The organism is Brevundimonas sp. (genome assembly GCF_031412435.1).
Lineage (GTDB): Bacteria > Pseudomonadota > Alphaproteobacteria > Caulobacterales > Caulobacteraceae > Brevundimonas.
The window spans coordinates 53,309-69,095 of record NZ_JANODA010000045.1 but is presented as its reverse complement, the minus strand read 5'-3'; the positions used below and the strand labels follow the sequence as shown (position 1 = coordinate 69,095).

The window sequence follows — 15,787 nt, the reverse complement described above, 5'->3', positions numbered from 1 at the left end:
TGGCGCGCCCGGAACGATTCGAACGTCCGACCCTCAGATTCGTAGTCTGATGCTCTATCCAGCTGAGCTACGGGCGCGCACAGGCCTTTACGGCGAGGGCGGGTATCTAGCGGGTCGTCCTCGTGGGCGCAACCCGGTTTTCGAGACCTTTGCAAAACCGATGCTTGGCGAGCCGCACAGCGAAGCCTAGTTCGAGGGAACGCCTGTCCGCGTCAGTGCTTTTCCGGGTTGTCTCCCAGATGAATATGTCGAAGTCGCCGTTCCGCCCGTTGCTCGTCGCCGCGCTGGCGATCTCATCGACCCTGGCGCTGGCGGGGTGCCAGACCGCGACGGTCGGCGGCGCGCCCGTCCCGGTCCAGGCCGTCGGGACCCCAACCTCGGCGCCGGCGCGAGGCCCCTTCGTGGCGGCGGCCAACCCTCTGGCGGTCGAGGCCGGTATGGCCGTGCTGCGGCGCGGGGGATCGGCGGTGGACGCGGCGGTCGCCGTGCAGGCCGTGCTCGGGCTGGTCGAGCCCCAGTCCTCCGGCCTCGGCGGCGGGGCCTTCATTCTGGTCTATGACGCGGACACCCAGGAGGTCACGACCTACGACGGGCGCGAGACCGCCCCGGCCGATGCGACGCCCGAATTGTTCTACGAAAACGGCAGGCCCCTGCCCTTCTTTGACGCGGTGCTGAGCGGACGATCGACCGGCGCGCCCGGCGCCGTGGCGGCCCTGGCGATGGCCCAGCAGACCCACGGGACCCTGGCCTGGCCCTCCCTGTTCGGCGACGCCGAACGACTGGCCCGCGACGGCTTCACGGTCAGCCCGCGTCTGGCCGGCTTCATCGCCGGAGCCGGACAGGCCAGGACGCGCTGGGCCACCGAATATTTCACCAAGGCCGACGGAACCCGCTACGTCGCCGGCGACACCCTCAGGAACCCCGCCTACGCCGGGACGGTGGCGACCATCGCCCGCGACGGCGTCGCCGCCCTGCGCACGGGGCCGATCGCCGAGGCCATCGTGGCTGCCGTCCGCGCCGAGCCGCGCCCGGGCTCACTCGGCGCCGCCGACCTCGCCGCCTATCGCCCGATCGCGCGGGACGCCCTGTGCCGTCCGTTCCGGGCCTATGTCGTCTGCGTTCCGCCGCCGCCGTCCAGCGGCGTGGCCTTGCTGCAGCTCCTGGCCATGGCCGAAAGCCCGACCGCCGCTTCCGTTCTGGCCGAGGGCGAGACCAGCGCCGAGGCCTGGACCATGTTCGCCCAGCTGCAGCGTCTGATGTACGCCGACCGCGACCGCTATGTCGCCGACCCGGCCTTCGTCGGCGTGCCCGTCGCGGGCCTGCTCGACGACGACTATGTCGCCTCTCGCGCCGCTCTCGCGCCGGGCCTCACCGGCGCCGCCACGGCCGGTACGCCGCCCGGAGGCGTGTTCCGCGCGCCCGACGCCACCCGCGAGCCCGTCGGCACCTCGCACCTGGTCATCGTGGACGCCGAGGGCAACGCCGTCTCCATGACCACGACGGTCGAGAGCATCTTCGGCTCGGGCCGGATGGCGGCGGGATTCTTCCTCAACAACCAGCTGACCGACTTCTCCCTCTCGCCGACCACGGCGGAGGGGGCGCCGATCGCCAATGCCGTGGCTGCGGGCAAGCGACCGCGTTCGTCGATGTCACCGGTCATCATCCTGGATCACCAGGGCCGTCTGGTCGGGGCCATGGGGTCGCCGGGCGGGTCGGCGATCCTGGCCTACAACGCCAAGGGATTGATCGGGACCCTGATCTGGGGCCTGCCTGTGCAGGCGACGTTCGACCTGCCCAACCTGGTCGCCAGGGGGGCAACCTTCGGCGCCGACACGTCCCGGTTCGGGCCGACCCTGACGGAAGGGCTGGCGAGGAATGGCATCACTCTCCAGCCCAATTCCTCCGAGACCTCGGGCCTTCATGGGGCGATCTGGCGCGGCGATCACTGGGATGGCGGCGCCGATGACCGCCGCGAAGGCGTGGCGCGGACAGAGTAGGCCTCAGCCCGGCAGGCGCAGCTCGAATGTCGTTCCGGTCGGGCCGGTCTCGACCAGCCTCAGCTCGCCCCCGTGGTTGGCCGCCAGCTCCCGCGAAATGGTCAGGCCCAGGCCCGTTCCGTCGGAGGACCCTCCCGAGACGAAGGGCTCGAACAACCGTTCCGACAGTCGCGGCGGAATGCCCGGGCCGTCATCCACGACGCGGATGATGCACCAGCCCGGCTCGCCCGAGCCCTCGACCATGACCGTGCCCATCGGGCCCTTCTTGCGCGCCGCACGCGTGGCGTCGCCCTCGATGGCCTGACGGGCGTTGCGCATCAGATTGACCAGGATGCGATGCAACTGGTCCGCGTCGGCCTGGAGGGTGAAGCGGGCGGGGAGCGCCTTCACCAGTCGCACCCCGTCGCTCTCCAGTCCCGCGTCTTCGGCCGCCATGGTGGCGGCGGGAGCCAGAAGCACCCGGTCCAGCACCGGCGGCGGTTCCTCTGACTTGCCGTAGTCCAGCACATTGCGGGTCAGGGCCGCAGCGCGGCCCAAAGCCCGCTCCAGCCGGGGCAGGGCCTTGGCGACCTGGGGGTCGGCGGAATCGGCCAGACGCTCGGATGCGATCTGGGCCGAGGTCAGCATGTTTCTGAGGTCGTGGTTGATCTTGGCCACAGCCTCGCCGAGCGCCACCAGGCGCGAACGGGAGCGCAGAGCCTGACGCACCTCCTCCTGCATGACGGCCAGTTCGCGTTCGACCCGGCCGATCTCGTCGTGACGGTCCGACGGCGTCGGCGCGACGGTCTGGGGGTCGGCGGCGAAGCCTTCGATGGACCGCGTCACCCGGCGCAGCGGCTGCAGCACGAGGAAGGACAGGCCCGCATACAGAAGCCCGCCCGCCACCACCGAAATCAGGATCGAGACCAGAAGGCTGTTCAGCAGGAAGGCCCGCAGTTCGAGCTTCAGTGGCTCAGCGGGCGCCACGACGTCGATGAAGTCGCCGGAGCGATAGCGCGGCGCCGCCCGGGCCCGTATCGACCGGTCAGGATCGCCGAACAGGGTCCGCACGGGATCCAGCAGTCGGGCGCCCAGGCTGCGGCGGCGCAGATCGATGAAGTCGGGCGCCCGGGCCAGGTTCGGAGCCTGCAGCAGCTGGCGCATGACCCCCTGGTCGCTGATCGCCACCGCCGACACCCCGCCGATACGCAACAGCTGTTCGGCCGTCTGGTCGTCCACCGCGCTGTAGGGCAGGGCCTCGACCCCAACCGAGGCCAGCTCGGCCGCCTGCAGCCGGTCCAGCAGCCAGCGCTCATGGAAGCTCGCAGCATTGGGCCCGACGATCAGCGCCTGCACCGCCAGGGTGAACAGCACGGTCAGCAGCAACAGCCGCGACGACAGGCCATCCGGCGCATGGGGGATCAGCCGCTCGCGCAAGTCCGCAGGAGGCCGCAGCCTGTTGAACAGATCGCGTGGCATGGCGCGGGGCGTTGTCACGTCGCCGCGCCTCCCGGCAGCCGCTTCTGGACCGTCTTGAGTACGAGAGGCAGGACCACCGCGAGGACGAACACCCCCGCCATAGGGGCCCAGAACTGGCCGAACAGGGCCTGAATGTCCGGGTTGGGGTTCTCGGCCAGCAGCTGGTTCAGCCGCGCCCCGATCCAGCAATAGATGATGTGGGCAGGCAAGAGGCCGATCACGGTCGCGACCGTATAGGGCAGCAGGCGCACCGACATGATCCCTGCGGCGATATTGATCATGTGGAAGGGCACCACGACGGCCAGGCGCGAAGCCAGCACATACCAGAGGGTATCCCTGTCGATGGCGGCGCAGACCGCTCTGAGCATCCCCTGATTCCGTTCGGCCCTGTGGCGCAGGTCCCGACCCAGGGCCGACCGCGCGACGGCATAGACGATCAGGGCGCCGACGGTGGCGGCGATGGAGGTCGAGATCCCGCCGACCCAGGGTCCGAACAGATAGCCGGCCGTGATGGTGACGAAGAAGACGCCCGGCACCACACTGGCGGTCGCGGTGGCGAACACCGCCATCAGCACAAGCAGGGCCAGGACATAGTTCTGGGCCGTGAATGCCCGCAACTCGCCGCCATGCTCCCGCAGGGTGTCCAGCGACAAATAGCGATTCCAGCCCATGCCGAAGATCAGGGCGATGACGCAGGCCAGGACCACGAGGGGCAGAAATCGTTTGATGCGGTCCATAGTCACCCCAACGCTCCCGGCTGTTCAAGGCTGCCGGAGAGCGCCCCGGCGTTGACAGCCGAAGCCTCGCCCCTTATACGCCCGCCCTTCCCGCAGAGGACACGTTCGTCCCTTGCGCAACTCATAACCTCTGGAGCCGACCGTGAAGCGGACCTATCAGCCGTCGCGACTCGTGCGCAAGCGCCGTCACGGCTTCCGTTCGCGGATGGCCACCAAGAACGGACAGAAGATCGTTGCGCGGCGTCGCGCCAAGGGCCGCAAGAAGCTTACGGCTTAAGCGGCCTGCCCCCTCGGATCGAGGGGACCGATGACGATTGCCATCACAATCCATCGCCTGACCTCGCGGCCCCAGTTTCTGGCGGCCGCGAAAGGCGTTTCTCAGGCCCGTGGCGCCGTAGTCGTGCAGCGACTGGATCGCGCCGACGGGGATGCGACGATGCGTATCGGCTTCACCGCCACGCGCAAGGTCGGCGGGGCCGTGGCGCGCAACCGCTGCAAGCGCCGCCTGCGCGAGGCTGCGCGGGCCCTGGTCGGCCAACATGGCGTGCCGGGAAGCGACTATGTCTTCATCGCGCGGCAAGGCACCGCGGACCGTCCGTGGGACCGTTTGCTTGACGATGTGAAATCGGCCCTTACAAGGCTCGCGACCCCTGCCGACGGCGCTCCATCCGCCCGGCCCGCCCCCGTTCCCACCGACACGACGTCCCCACCTTCCAAAGACCTGGACCGCTGATCCGCATGAAGAACGAGAACACGCGCAACATGGTGATCTTCGCCGTGTGCACGGCGGCGATCCTGATCCTGTACCAGGTCTTCGTCATGGGCCCGCAGATGGAGCGCCGGAAGGCCGCCCAGGACGCCGCCGCCGCCGAACAGACTGCGGCCCCGGCCGGCGCGACCGCCGGAGCTGTTCCCGGCTCGACCGCGTCGGGCGCCCTGACCTTCGTAACGGACCGCACCCAGGCGCTGGGACGGGTCCCACGCATTCCGGTTTCGACGCCGACGCTGCAGGGCTCGCTGTCGCTTCAGGGCGGCCGTATCGACGACCTGTTCCTCAAGAACTATCGCCTGACCGTCGACCCCACCTCGCCCTATGAGGAGCTGTTCCGCCCGCAGGGCATGGAGCACGCCTATTTCGCCCAGTTCGGCTGGACCGGCCAGAATATCGCCGGCGGCGTCCCGGGTCCGAACACCGTCTGGCGGCTGACCGACGGCGCGACCCTGACCCAGTCCACCCCCGTCACCCTGACCTGGGACAATGGACAGGGCCTGCGCTTCACCCGCGTGATCGCCATCGATGCGCAATACATGTTCACGGTGACCGACACGGTCGCCAACCTGGGGACCCAGGCCGTCATCATCGCCCCTTATGGCCGCATCGAGCGCCAGGGCGTGCCGCCGACCCTCGGAAAGACCCAGATCCTGCACGAGGGCGCCATCGGCACCTTCTCCAAGGGCGACGGCTACACCACCACCCAGCTGAAATACGGAGACTGGGCCAAGAAGCCGCGCGAGGAATTCGAATCGACCGGCGGCTGGCTGGGCATGACCGACAAATACTGGATGGCGACCCTGATCCCGCCCCAGACGGAGAAGGTCGAGGCCGAGTTCGTCGTCACGGACGGCAGCGGCTACAACATCCATGAGGCCCGGATGCTGGGCGAGGCGCGGACCATCAATCCGGGCCGCCAGATCACCGAGGTCCAGCACCTGTTCGCCGGCGCCAAGCGCAACGAAATCCTGTCCGCCTACGAGAAGCAGTACGACCTGCCGCGCTTCATCTATGCGATCGACTGGGGCTTCCTGTTCTTCCTGACGCGTCCGATCTTCCTGCTGGTCGAGTTCTTCTACGGCCTGGTCGGCAACTTCGGCGTCGCCATCCTGCTGCTGACCCTGACCATCAAGGTCATCATGTTCCCGCTGGCGAACAAGAGCTACGAGAGCCTCTCCAAGATGCGGAAGCTTCAGCCGCAGATGGAAAAGATCAAGGAACAGAACAAGGACGACCCGCAGGCCCAGCAGAAGGCCACGATGGAGCTGTACCAGAAGGAGAAGATCAATCCGCTGGCGGGCTGCCTGCCCATCCTGGTCCAGATCCCGGTCTTCTACGCCCTGTACAAGGTGCTGTTCGTCACGATCGAGATGCGGCACGCGCCCTTCTTCGGCTGGATCCGTGACCTGTCCGCGCCGGACCCGACCAACATCTGGAACCTTTTCGGCCTGATCCCCTGGGATCCGGCGTCAGCGCCGCTGATCGGCGGCCTGATCGGAGGCGGGCCCAGCGGCGGCTTCACCCTCGGCCTCAGCGTTCTGGCGATCTTCTACGGCTTCACCATGTGGCTGCAGACGGCGATGAACCCGCCCGCGCCGGATCCGGTCCAGCGCCGCATCTTCGCCTGGATGCCGGTGGTCTTCACCTTCATCATGGCCGTCTTCCCTGCCGGCCTGCTGGTCTACTGGGCGTGGAACAACGTGCTCTCGATCGCGCAGCAGTATTTCATCATGCACCGCTTCAAGGCCGAGAACCCGATCGACGACTTCCTCGCCAAGTTCAAGAAGACAGCCGGTTGACCGAATACTCCGACGAGGAAGTCGAGGCTGCGCGGGTCCTGTTCCAGCGCCCCGCGACCTTCGTCATGGGCGCGGCCAAGATCGAACAGCTGCCCGAGCCCGACCTGCCGGAGATCGCCTTCGCCGGGCGGTCCAACGTCGGCAAGTCCAGCCTGATCAACGGCCTCGTGGGCATGCACAAACTGGCCCGCGCCTCCAACGAGCCGGGCCGGACGCGCGAGGTCAACTTCTTCGACCTCGACGGCAAGATGCGTCTGGTGGACCTCCCCGGCTACGGCTGGGCCAAGGCGTCCAAGACGACCGTGCGCCAGTTCCAGAATCTGGGCCGCGACTATCTGCGCGGGCGGGTCACGTTGAAGCGGGTCTATCTGCTGATCGACGCCCGCCACGGCCTGAAGTCGGTCGACACCGAGGCGCTCGACGCCCTCGATCTGGCCGCCGTCAGCTACCAGATCGTCCTCACCAAGGCCGACAAGATCAAGGCGCACGAGCGCGACACGGTTCAGGCGGCGACGCTGAAAGCCATCTCCAAACGCCCTGCCGCCTTCCCGGCCGTCATCGTGACCTCGGCCGAAAAGGGCGCTGGCCTGCCCGAACTCCGCGCCGAGATCATGCGGACGACGGGCGCGGAACTCTAGCCTCCGTCGCCCCGACGCCCTAGGTGTCGCCCATGCCTCCCGCCGACACCCCCGCCGAAGTCTTCAAACGCGCGCTCGCCCATGCGGCCCGCGCCCTTGCGGAGCAGTCGGAGCTCGAGGTCGTGTTCGGCTCGGACGGTCCCAAACTGACCGGCGGCGTTCTCACCCTGCCCCACCCGCCGCGCACGCCCGGCGATGGCGACAGCGCCACCATCCGGGGCCAGGCCGACCGGCTGGCCCTGCGTCTCGCCAACCACGATCCGGCCATCCACTCGACCTTGCGTCCCGTCGACAGCCGCGCCGCCGAGGTGTTCGAGGCCGTCGAACAGGCCCGGGTCGAGGCGCATGGCTCCACCGCCCTGGCCGGCGTCCGCAACAATATGAACGCCGCCCTCCTGACCCGGCTGGAGAAGATGGGCGCCCTGCGCGTCACCGAGGCGGATCGCGTCCCGGTCGCCGAGGCCGTCGCCCTGCTGCTGCGCGAACGGGTCACGGGCCAGCGCGCGCCCGACGGGGCCGGGACCATGCTGGACCTCGTGCGCGCCGACATCGAAGGCAAGGCGCACGTCCAGCTCGACAAGCTGGCGGATACGGCCGGCGACCAGGCCGCCTTCGGCAAGGCCCTGAAGGACGTCCTGCGCGCCCTCGATCTCGATCCCGGCGACGGCCGCGGCGACGACGCCTCCGAGGATCAGGGCGACGAGGAGCCCGATCCCCAGGAGCCCGAGGCCAGCGAGGATCAGGACGAGGAGGAGGACGAAAGCGGCGGCGAGGGCGGCCAGTCGATGGACGGCGCCTCCGAGGACCCGACCTCCGAACAGGACCGCGACGCCCGGCCCGACGGCGCCCCCGCCGAGCGCGACGGCGACACCGCCGACGACGGTCCCGACGTGGCCGAGGGCGCGCTTCCCAATCGTCAGGAGAACGCGGACGACGGCCGCGCCATCGACGCCTACCGTGTCTTCACCACCGCCTATGACGAGGTCGTCGACGCCGCCGACCTGTGCGACCCGATGGAGCTGGACCGGCTGCGCAGCCTGCTCGACCAGCAGCTGACGATCCTGTCCTCCGTCGTCGCCCGTCTGGCCAACAAGCTGCAGCGCCGCCTGATGGCCCAGCAGAACCGCAGCTGGTCCTTCGACCTCGAGGAGGGCGTTCTCGACACCGCTCGTCTGACCCGTGTCATCACCGACCCGACCAGTCCGCTATCGTTCAAGATGGAAAGTGAAAGTCCTTTCCGGGACACCGTCGTGACGCTCCTGCTTGATAATTCCGGCTCCATGCGGGGGCGGCCGATCATGGTTGCGGCGGTCTGCGCCGACATCCTGGCGCGAACGCTGGAGCGTTGCGGCGTCAAGGTCGAGATCCTCGGCTTCACCACCCGGGCCTGGAAGGGCGGACAGGCGCGCGAGGCCTGGATCACGGCGGGCAAGCCGGCCATGCCCGGCCGCCTGAACGACCTGCGCCACATCATCTACAAGTCGGCGGACGCACCCTGGCGTCGGGCCAAGAAGAACCTCGGCCTGATGATGCGCGAGGGTCTGCTGAAGGAAAACATCGACGGCGAGGCCCTGACCTGGGCCCATGACCGGCTGAAGGCGCGCCCTGAGTCGCGCCAGATCCTGATGGTCATCTCCGACGGCTCGCCGGTCGACGACTCCACCCAATCCGCCAACGCCGCCCTCTATCTGGACAAGCATCTGCGCAAGGTGATCGAGGATATCGAGACCCGGTCGCCGGTTGAGCTGATCGCCATCGGCATCGGCCACGACGTGACCCGCTGGTACCGCCGCGCCGTCACCATCGTCGATGTCGAACAGCTGGGCGGGGTCATGATCGAGAAGCTGGCCGAATTGTTCGACGCGGCGCCCAAACAGACGGCGAAGAAGGGCGGACGTCGCCTGAAGCGCGCGGCGTGATGCGGCTGATCCTCCGCGCGGCGATGTCGCTGGCCCTCGTGGGCATGGCGGCCTGCGCGGCCATCGCCACCTCGATCCCCGCCCCGGCCGCGGGTCCCGATCAGGCGATCCGGATGGAGGCGCGTCATGTGCCGCTGGGCGTCGGCGGCGCGACGCTGGCCCCCGGCGTGCGCTACGGCGGCGGCCTGATTCTGCGCGGGCCGAACCTTCATGGCCTGTCCGACCTGAAGATCCAGGGCGATCGTGCCTGGGTCGTCAGCGATTTCGGCGCCCTGATCCGCTTCACCATCCGGCTGGATCGCAACGGCCGCCTGATGTCAGCCGACGACGCCGTCAGCCGCCCCCTGACCGGCCCGGACGGGGCCGTCCTGGCGCCCAAGGAAAACGCCGACGCCGAGGGTCTGGCGATCCTGGCCGACGGCGAGGTCCTGGTCAGCTTCGAGCGAGACCATCGCATCTGGTCCTATGGCGTGGGTGCGACCTCGCCCGCTGCGCCGGTCCCATCACCGGAGGTCGCCTTCCCCGACAATGAGGGGATGGAGGGGCTGTCGGCGGACGGCGACGGCTGGCTGGTGGTGGGAGAGGGCGGCGGCGCCTGGCTGTGCGACCGGGGCGGCTGCGCACACTTGTCCGACCCCATGGACACGCCGGCCGACGGCTTCCGATTCACCGGCGCGGATCAGGACCCGGAGGGCGGCTGGTTCGTGGTCGAGCGCTATTACGCCCCGCCGCTGGACATGCGCGTCCGCGTCCGCCGTCTGTCGCCGGAAGGCGTGCTGTCAGAGCCCCTGATCCAGCTGCGCCCGCCCGCCTCGACCGACAATTTCGAGGGCATTGCGGCGGTCCCGACGGTGACAGGGACGCGCCTCTATCTGCTCAGCGACGACAACAACAATTTCGTCCAGAAGACCCTGCTGCTGGCGTTCGATGTGAGGCGCTAATTTCTTTCGTCATCCTCCGGCGAAGCGAAGCGAAGACCGGGGGACCCAGCGGCGCCGAAGGCGATCTGTTCAGGCACGATGCCGGCCGCCTGTGTCCGAGAAAGTTTCGCGCTCCCGCGCGCCGCTGGGTCCCCCGGTCTGCGCCGCGAAGACGCGGCTTGCCGGAGGATGACGAAAATCAAACCCGCTCCGACACCTTGATCGCCGCCCGGCACCCCGCCTTGATCACAGCGCTCAGAAGCCGATACCCCGGGGTCTCGCGGCTGCCGTGAGCCACGGCATGGTCGTGGTGTTCCAGCTCGTCCTCGCGGAACTTCGTCAGCTCCGCCGCCAGTTCCGGCTCGCGGTCGGACAGTTCGGCGATCTGGTCTGCATAGTGTTCCTCGATCACGCTCTCGACCGCCTCGGTGCAGGCATGGGCCGCCTTCTCGCCCATCAGGGCCGTGGCCGCGCCCAGCCCCGTGGCCGCCAGCGACCACAGCGGCAACATCGCCGTCGGTCGCACACCGTGTTGGGTCAGCAGGGCGTCGAAACGCGCCTTGTGCACCTCTTCCCCGGCTTTCATCCCGACCATGTCAGCGGTGATCGCCTCCTTGCCGCGAACGCCTTCGAAGACCCTCGCCTGGGCCTCGTAGATCTTGACGGCCGCGAACTCCCCGGCGTGATCGACGCGCAGGATTTCGGCCATCCTCGCGCGCATCGCGCCCCGCCCCGGACGGGGCAGGGGCGTGCGGCGGGTCTCAGTTCCGGGGTGCTCTTGCATCCTTGGGCCTCTTGGCGGCGAGCAGGCTGAACCCTGCAAGCGCAGCAGAGATCAGGGCGTTCCACCCTGCCATGGACAGGCCGAGGAAGCTCCACGTCACCGCGTCGCACATGGCGATGCGGACGGCCGGACCCGTGCCCAGCGCCAGCGAAGTCAGACCTTCCAGATCCGCGCCCGCGCCGCCGCCCGAGCACAGGGCCGGCAGGTCCCACCATTTCAGCTCACCCCCGGCATGGAAGCCGGCGGTGATCGCGCCTGTGGTGAAGACGGCGAATAACAGGAAGGCGGCGATGCGCGGCGTACCCCGGCGCGCCTGGCTGATGATGGCCCAGAGCGTGGCGACCAGAGAGATGGCGACGGCGCCCCAGAACACCTCGCGCTGCTTGAGGCAGAGGTTGCAGGGCGCGAGGCCCGCGAACCGCTCGAACGCATGGGCAGCGCCCAGCATCGCCAGCGAGATCGCCAGGGCGAAGGCGGTCCACCAGCGGGTCAGGAGACGATAGGCGCTTCTCATGCCTCCGTTCTTAGACGGCCGAAGGGCGGGCGTCGAGCAATCCTCCCCATCGAGAAAGGGGGCGCGGAGCGTCTCGCACAGACTCGGTATCCGGGCTTGGCCCCCTCATTGAGGCCGGTTAAGGAGCGCCCAATGACCACCCCGCCATCCCGCCATCACGACGACGCCTCCCAGGACCTGGCCCGGCTTCTGCGGCGCCTGGCCGACGACGGAGGCGAGGCGGGCCTGACCCTGCACCAGATCCGCGATCGGCTGGACGAGCGCGCCTATGGCCTGCTGATCCTGATCCTGTCGATCCCCTGCCTCGTGCCGGGTCTCTACGGCGTGCCGCAGGCGGTCGGACTGATCATCATCCTGATCGCAAGCCAGCTCTTGATCGGTCGCGAGGAGCCCTGGCTGCCGCGCTGGGTGCTCAACCTGCGCGCCAAGGGAAGATGGCTGAAGGCGATGGCCGATTTCGCCGAGACCCGCCTCGGCTGGATCGAGCGTCTGTCGCGCCCGCGCCTTCTGATGTTCGCGACCGGGGCGGGCGAGCGGATGGCCGCGGTCTTCATGATCCTGGCCACCCTGACCATCGTCCTGCCGATGACCAACACCATCCCCTCGATCGCGCTCGGCCTTCTGTCCGTCGGTCTGATCCAGCGCGACGGCCTGTTCGTGCTGGGCGGGGCGGCGGTGGCGACCGGCTGGCTGACGCTGCTCGGCGCCCTGGGCCTCGGCCTGTTGATCGGTGCGGAATGGGCCACCCGGTTCATCCCGGGCTGATCTTCGTCCAGCGTCGCCATCACGTCTACGCGTCTGCGGCTTGGCTTGTCCCGCCGGGGTGACTAGGTTCCGCGCCAATCGACCGGGCCCCGTCTTCAAAAACATGGCCCGGTCCCGCAAAGATTTCAGGAGACGCTCAATGGACGACCTGACCGCCCACACGACTGACGCCACCATCCCCGCCTACGAGAACCCGCTGGGCGTCGACGGCTTCGAGTTCGTCGAGTTCACCGGCCCCGACCCTCAGTCCATGATCAAACAGATCGAGGTCATGGGCTTCGTCCAGACCCACGTGAACCCGAAGAACGGCGTCGTCCGCATGAAGCAGGGCGACATCACCTTCCTGGTCCACACGAAGCCCGAGGGTCATGCCGGGGAGTTCGCCCGCGATCACGGCCCGTCCGCCAACGGCATGGCCTTCCGGGTCAACGACGCGAAGAAGGCCTATGACGAGGCCGTGGCCCGTGGGGCCCACCCGGCCGACACGCTCGACGGCGGCGCGCTGGGCGACGGCGCCTACGTGCTGCGCGGCATCGGCGGGTCCCTGCTCTACATTATCGACGCCTATGGCGAGACCGGCTCCCTCTACGACAGCTGGGACGAGATCGAGGGCTGGGAAGAGGCCGAGCGCAAGAACAACGTCGGCCTCCATCTGCTGGATCACCTGACCCACAATGTGAAGCGCGGCCAGATGCGGACCTGGTCCGGCTTCTACGGCGACGTCTTCGCCTTCGAGGAGCAGAAATATTTCGACATCAAGGGCAAGGCGACGGGCCTCTTCTCCCAGGCCATGATCGCGCCCGACCGCGCCATCCGCATCCCCTTGAACGAGAGCCAGGACGACAACTCCCAGATCGAGGAATATCTGCGGCGCTACAACGGCGAGGGCATCCAGCACATCGCCCTGGCCACCGACGACATCTTCGCCACCGTCGAGACGATGCGCGAGCGTGGCGTCCAGTTCCAGGACACCATCGAGACCTATTTCGAACTGATCGACAAACGCCTGCCCAACCACGGCCATGACGTCGAACGCATGCGCAAGAACCGCATCCTGATCGACGGTTCGGACGAGGAAGGCCTGCTGCTGCAGATCTTCACCCAGGATACCTTCGGTCCGATCTTCTTCGAGATCATCCAGAGGAAGGGCAACGAGGGCTTCGGCAACGGCAACTTCCAGGCCCTGTTCGATTCCATCGAGCTGGACCAGATCCGTCGCGGGGTCATCAAGGTCGACGCCAATTAAGATCGCGCCTCCCTCCTGGCTGCCGTTCCTCGGCCCGCTCGTCGCGGCCGTGGTCGGCGGCCTGATCGGACAGTGGCTCCAGATGGGGTTCTGGCCCGTCCTGGCCTGCGCCCTGATCGGCGGCTTCGCCCCGATCGTCGCCTATCGCGTCTGGAAATGGTCGCACCACAAGCGGGAGCCGTAGGGTCAGGCCTCGACGAGATCCAGGCGACGCTCGATGCGTTCCAGGCGAGCACCGAAATGGTCGCCCTGTCGATTCAAGGCGTACAAATTGGCCTCCATCGAGGTCATTCGCACCTTGATGTGGTGCATGTCTTCCTTGAGGTTGGACACCTCCATCTCGAGACGACCCAGCTGGTGCTGAATCTTCTGGAGCATCGGCACGACAATGTCGGTGACCTCGGACATGAACAGAATATAGCGCGAACAGGGATGACACGCCAATGCACAATCTGAAGCTGCATGGACTAGGGTTCTTTGCCGCGCTCACACTCGCCTCTCCTGCCGTCGCCCAGGAGCCGCCACAGTGGTCCTTCGCCATCCACGGCGGGGCGGGCGTGATCGAGCGGGCCAGCCTCTCGCCGGAACAGGACGCCGCCTATCGGGCCGCCCTGACCCGGGCGCTGGAGGCCGGCGGCGAGGTCCTACGCAACGGCGGCGAGGCGCTCGACGCCGTCCAGGCCGCGATCCAGCTGATGGAGGACGACCCCCTGTTCAACGCCGGTCGCGGCGCGGTCTTCACCGCCGCCGGTCGCAACGAACTGGACGCCGCCGTCATGAACGGCTCGGACCTTTCAGCCGGCGCCGTGGCGGGCCTGACGACCACCCGCCACCCGATCGCCGCCGCCCGCGCGGTGATGGAGCAGTCGCCCCACGTCATGCTGATCGGCTCCGGCGCCGACGCCTTCGCCGCCGCGCAGGGTCTGGAGCAGGTCGATCCCTCATTCTTCTTCACCGAGCGCCGCTGGCAGGGTCTGGTGAAGTTCCTGACCGACAACACCCTGCCGATCCCCGAGCGCCCCGCCGGCGCCCCGGCAGCAGGCATGGCCTCGCTGGAACCCGCCCCGCCCCTCAACGAGCGCAAGTTTGGCACGGTCGGCGCCGTCGCCCTGGACAGCCAGGGCAACCTTGCTGCGGGCACGTCGACCGGCGGCATGACGGGCAAGCGCTGGGGCCGGGTCGGCGACGTGCCGGTGATCGGCGCCGGCACCTACGCCTCCAACCGCGACGGCTGCGCGGTCTCGGCCACCGGCGACGGCGAGTTCTACATCCGCGCCACGGTCGCCCGCGACATCTGCGCCCGCATTGCCGGCGGTGCGACCGGACAGAGCGCAGCCCGGGCCGAGGTCGATGACGCCCTGTCGCTGGGCGGATCCGGCGGCGTGATCGTTATGGACGCGAACGGCGCACCCGCTTTCGCCATGACCACCTCGGGCATGTATCGTGGCTCCATCCGCCCGGAGGCCCCCGCAGAGGTCGCCATCTACGCGGACGAGCCATGACGGCGCCGCGTCCCGAAGTGCCCGGCGTCCTCGCCCCGCCGCCGCTGATCTTTCTCGGCTTTCTGATCGCTGGCTGGGGCCTGGGCCGCCTGATCGGCGAGCCGTCTCTCGGCCTCGACGTCCCGATCCGGCGCGGCCTGGCCATCGCCGGCCTGGTGATCGGCCTCGGGATCGAGGGCTGGGCCATCGGTCTGTTCCGCCGCGCCCGCACCGCCCCCGAGCCATGGAAGCCGACTACGGCCCTGGTCACCGACGGCGTCTATCGATTCACGCGCAACCCCATCTACCTGGGCTTCGCTGTCACCTATCTGGGCCTGGCCTTCGGCCTCGACAGCCCCCTGGCGATCCTGCTGCTCCTGCCCTGCCTCGTCGTGGTCGACCGCTTCGTGATCCAGCGCGAGGAACGCTATCTGGCCGGCCTGTTCGGCGACACCTACGATGCCTACCGCCGCCGGGTGCGCCGATGGCTGTGACACCGCCCGACGAACTGACTGTCATGGCCCAGGAGGAGCTGAACGCCGCCTGTTCCCTGAGCTGGCCCGAGCTGAAGCGGATCACCCCCTGGGGCGACAGTTTCGAGGGTTTCGCCCCGTCCGGCCGCACGGTCGAGGTCGAGCGTCGCTACCTCTGGGCGCTGGATCCCGAGGGCGCGATCATCGTCGAGGTCGAGGTCCGAGACGCCGCCGCCCGCGAGGGCGTCGAGACCCGCGCCATCCTTCACGCGCCCTGAGTCGCC

General features: G+C 68.5%; 17 protein-coding genes and 1 tRNA gene. 12 read left to right on the top strand and 6 right to left on the bottom strand.

Translation table 11 applies throughout. The annotated features are described in order from the left end of the window. Positions 1 to 77, bottom strand: a tRNA-Arg gene (locus RMO01_RS09435). A gap of 168 nt (positions 78 to 245) precedes the next feature. Between RMO01_RS09435 and RMO01_RS09430 the strand changes: the two genes are divergently transcribed. After that, a complete protein-coding gene (locus RMO01_RS09430) occupies positions 246 to 1,997 on the top strand; it encodes a gamma-glutamyltransferase family protein (protein WP_309628796.1) in 1,752 nt (583 codons plus the stop codon). 3 nt (positions 1,998 to 2,000) lie between these two features. On the opposite strand, the gene RMO01_RS09425 is transcribed toward RMO01_RS09430, so the two are convergent. Together RMO01_RS09425 and RMO01_RS09420 are read right to left on the bottom strand one after the other, a co-directional pair. Then, positions 2,001 to 3,473, bottom strand: coding sequence for a HAMP domain-containing sensor histidine kinase (locus RMO01_RS09425; RefSeq protein ID WP_309628795.1), 1,473 nt, complete (start codon positions 3,471 to 3,473; stop codon positions 2,001 to 2,003). Further along, complete coding sequence (locus RMO01_RS09420; protein WP_309628794.1) at positions 3,470 to 4,192, bottom strand: VTT domain-containing protein; 723 nt, start codon at positions 4,190 to 4,192, stop codon at positions 3,470 to 3,472. Before RMO01_RS09420 ends, RMO01_RS09425 begins: the two co-directional genes overlap by 4 nt. Positions 4,193 to 4,334: 142 nt before the next feature. Here RMO01_RS09420 and rpmH point away from each other — a divergent pair, with 142 nt between their 5' ends. The 6 genes from rpmH to RMO01_RS09390 are packed head-to-tail and all read left to right on the top strand — an operon-like array spanning position 4,335 to position 10,261. Continuing rightward, positions 4,335 to 4,469 (top strand): 50S ribosomal protein L34, encoded by a 135-nt coding sequence (rpmH, locus tag RMO01_RS09415; RefSeq protein WP_013268133.1) that lies wholly within the window; start codon positions 4,335 to 4,337, stop codon positions 4,467 to 4,469. A gap of 30 nt (positions 4,470 to 4,499) precedes the next feature. Beyond that, the gene (rnpA, locus tag RMO01_RS09410; protein WP_309628793.1) at positions 4,500 to 4,925 is read left to right on the top strand and encodes a ribonuclease P protein component; all 426 of its coding nucleotides are present in this window, start codon (positions 4,500 to 4,502) and stop codon (positions 4,923 to 4,925) included. A gap of 5 nt (positions 4,926 to 4,930) precedes the next feature. Next, positions 4,931 to 6,763 carry a membrane protein insertase YidC gene (yidC, locus tag RMO01_RS09405; protein ID WP_309628792.1) on the top strand — a complete coding sequence of 611 codons (1,833 nt, stop codon included), beginning with the start codon at positions 4,931 to 4,933 and terminating at the stop codon, positions 6,761 to 6,763. Next, positions 6,760 to 7,401 (top strand): ribosome biogenesis GTP-binding protein YihA/YsxC, encoded by a 642-nt coding sequence (gene yihA / locus RMO01_RS09400; protein ID WP_309628791.1) that lies wholly within the window; start codon positions 6,760 to 6,762, stop codon positions 7,399 to 7,401. Before yidC ends, yihA begins: the two co-directional genes overlap by 4 nt. A gap of 32 nt (positions 7,402 to 7,433) precedes the next feature. Beyond that, on the top strand, positions 7,434 to 9,320 hold the full coding sequence (gene cobT / locus RMO01_RS09395) for a cobaltochelatase subunit CobT (protein ID WP_309628790.1): 1,887 nt from the start codon (positions 7,434 to 7,436) through the stop codon (positions 9,318 to 9,320). Further along, entirely contained in the window at positions 9,320 to 10,261 is a 942-nt protein-coding gene (locus RMO01_RS09390) for an esterase-like activity of phytase family protein (protein WP_309628789.1), read from the top strand. Before cobT ends, RMO01_RS09390 begins: the two co-directional genes overlap by 1 nt. Positions 10,262 to 10,439: 178 nt before the next feature. Here the strand turns inward: RMO01_RS09390 and RMO01_RS09385 are convergent, their stop codons facing one another. Together RMO01_RS09385 and RMO01_RS09380 are read right to left on the bottom strand one after the other, a co-directional pair. Beyond that, complete coding sequence (locus RMO01_RS09385) at positions 10,440 to 11,024, bottom strand: demethoxyubiquinone hydroxylase family protein (protein ID WP_309628788.1); 585 nt, start codon at positions 11,022 to 11,024, stop codon at positions 10,440 to 10,442. Further along, positions 11,002 to 11,538, bottom strand: a complete 537-nt coding sequence (locus RMO01_RS09380; protein WP_309628787.1) for a disulfide bond formation protein B — start codon at positions 11,536 to 11,538, stop codon at positions 11,002 to 11,004. The genes RMO01_RS09385 and RMO01_RS09380 overlap by 23 nt, the downstream gene beginning before the upstream one ends. A 132-nt stretch (positions 11,539 to 11,670) precedes the next feature. Here RMO01_RS09380 and RMO01_RS09375 point away from each other — a divergent pair, with 132 nt between their 5' ends. Both RMO01_RS09375 and hppD read left to right on the top strand, forming a co-directional pair. Then, the gene (locus RMO01_RS09375; protein ID WP_309628786.1) at positions 11,671 to 12,303 is read left to right on the top strand and encodes an exopolysaccharide biosynthesis protein; all 633 of its coding nucleotides are present in this window, start codon (positions 11,671 to 11,673) and stop codon (positions 12,301 to 12,303) included. A 139-nt stretch (positions 12,304 to 12,442) separates the two neighbouring features. Beyond that, positions 12,443 to 13,549 (top strand): 4-hydroxyphenylpyruvate dioxygenase, encoded by a 1,107-nt coding sequence (gene hppD / locus RMO01_RS09370; protein WP_309628785.1) that lies wholly within the window; start codon positions 12,443 to 12,445, stop codon positions 13,547 to 13,549. A gap of 186 nt (positions 13,550 to 13,735) precedes the next feature. Here the strand turns inward: hppD and RMO01_RS09365 are convergent, their stop codons facing one another. Next, positions 13,736 to 13,957, bottom strand: coding sequence for a hypothetical protein (locus RMO01_RS09365; protein WP_309628784.1), 222 nt, complete (start codon positions 13,955 to 13,957; stop codon positions 13,736 to 13,738). Positions 13,958 to 13,992: 35 nt separating this feature from the next. Here RMO01_RS09365 and RMO01_RS09360 point away from each other — a divergent pair, with 35 nt between their 5' ends. The 3 genes from RMO01_RS09360 to RMO01_RS09350 are packed head-to-tail and all read left to right on the top strand — an operon-like array spanning position 13,993 to position 15,781. Further along, positions 13,993 to 15,051: an isoaspartyl peptidase/L-asparaginase gene (locus RMO01_RS09360; protein WP_309628783.1), complete on the top strand. Its 1,059-nt coding sequence runs from the start codon at positions 13,993 to 13,995 to the stop codon at positions 15,049 to 15,051. After that, complete coding sequence (locus tag RMO01_RS09355; RefSeq protein WP_309628782.1) at positions 15,048 to 15,524, top strand: isoprenylcysteine carboxylmethyltransferase family protein; 477 nt, start codon at positions 15,048 to 15,050, stop codon at positions 15,522 to 15,524. The genes RMO01_RS09360 and RMO01_RS09355 overlap by 4 nt, the downstream gene beginning before the upstream one ends. After that, complete coding sequence (locus tag RMO01_RS09350; protein WP_309628781.1) at positions 15,515 to 15,781, top strand: hypothetical protein; 267 nt, start codon at positions 15,515 to 15,517, stop codon at positions 15,779 to 15,781. The genes RMO01_RS09355 and RMO01_RS09350 overlap by 10 nt, the downstream gene beginning before the upstream one ends. The last annotated feature ends 6 nt before the right edge of the window (positions 15,782 to 15,787 follow it).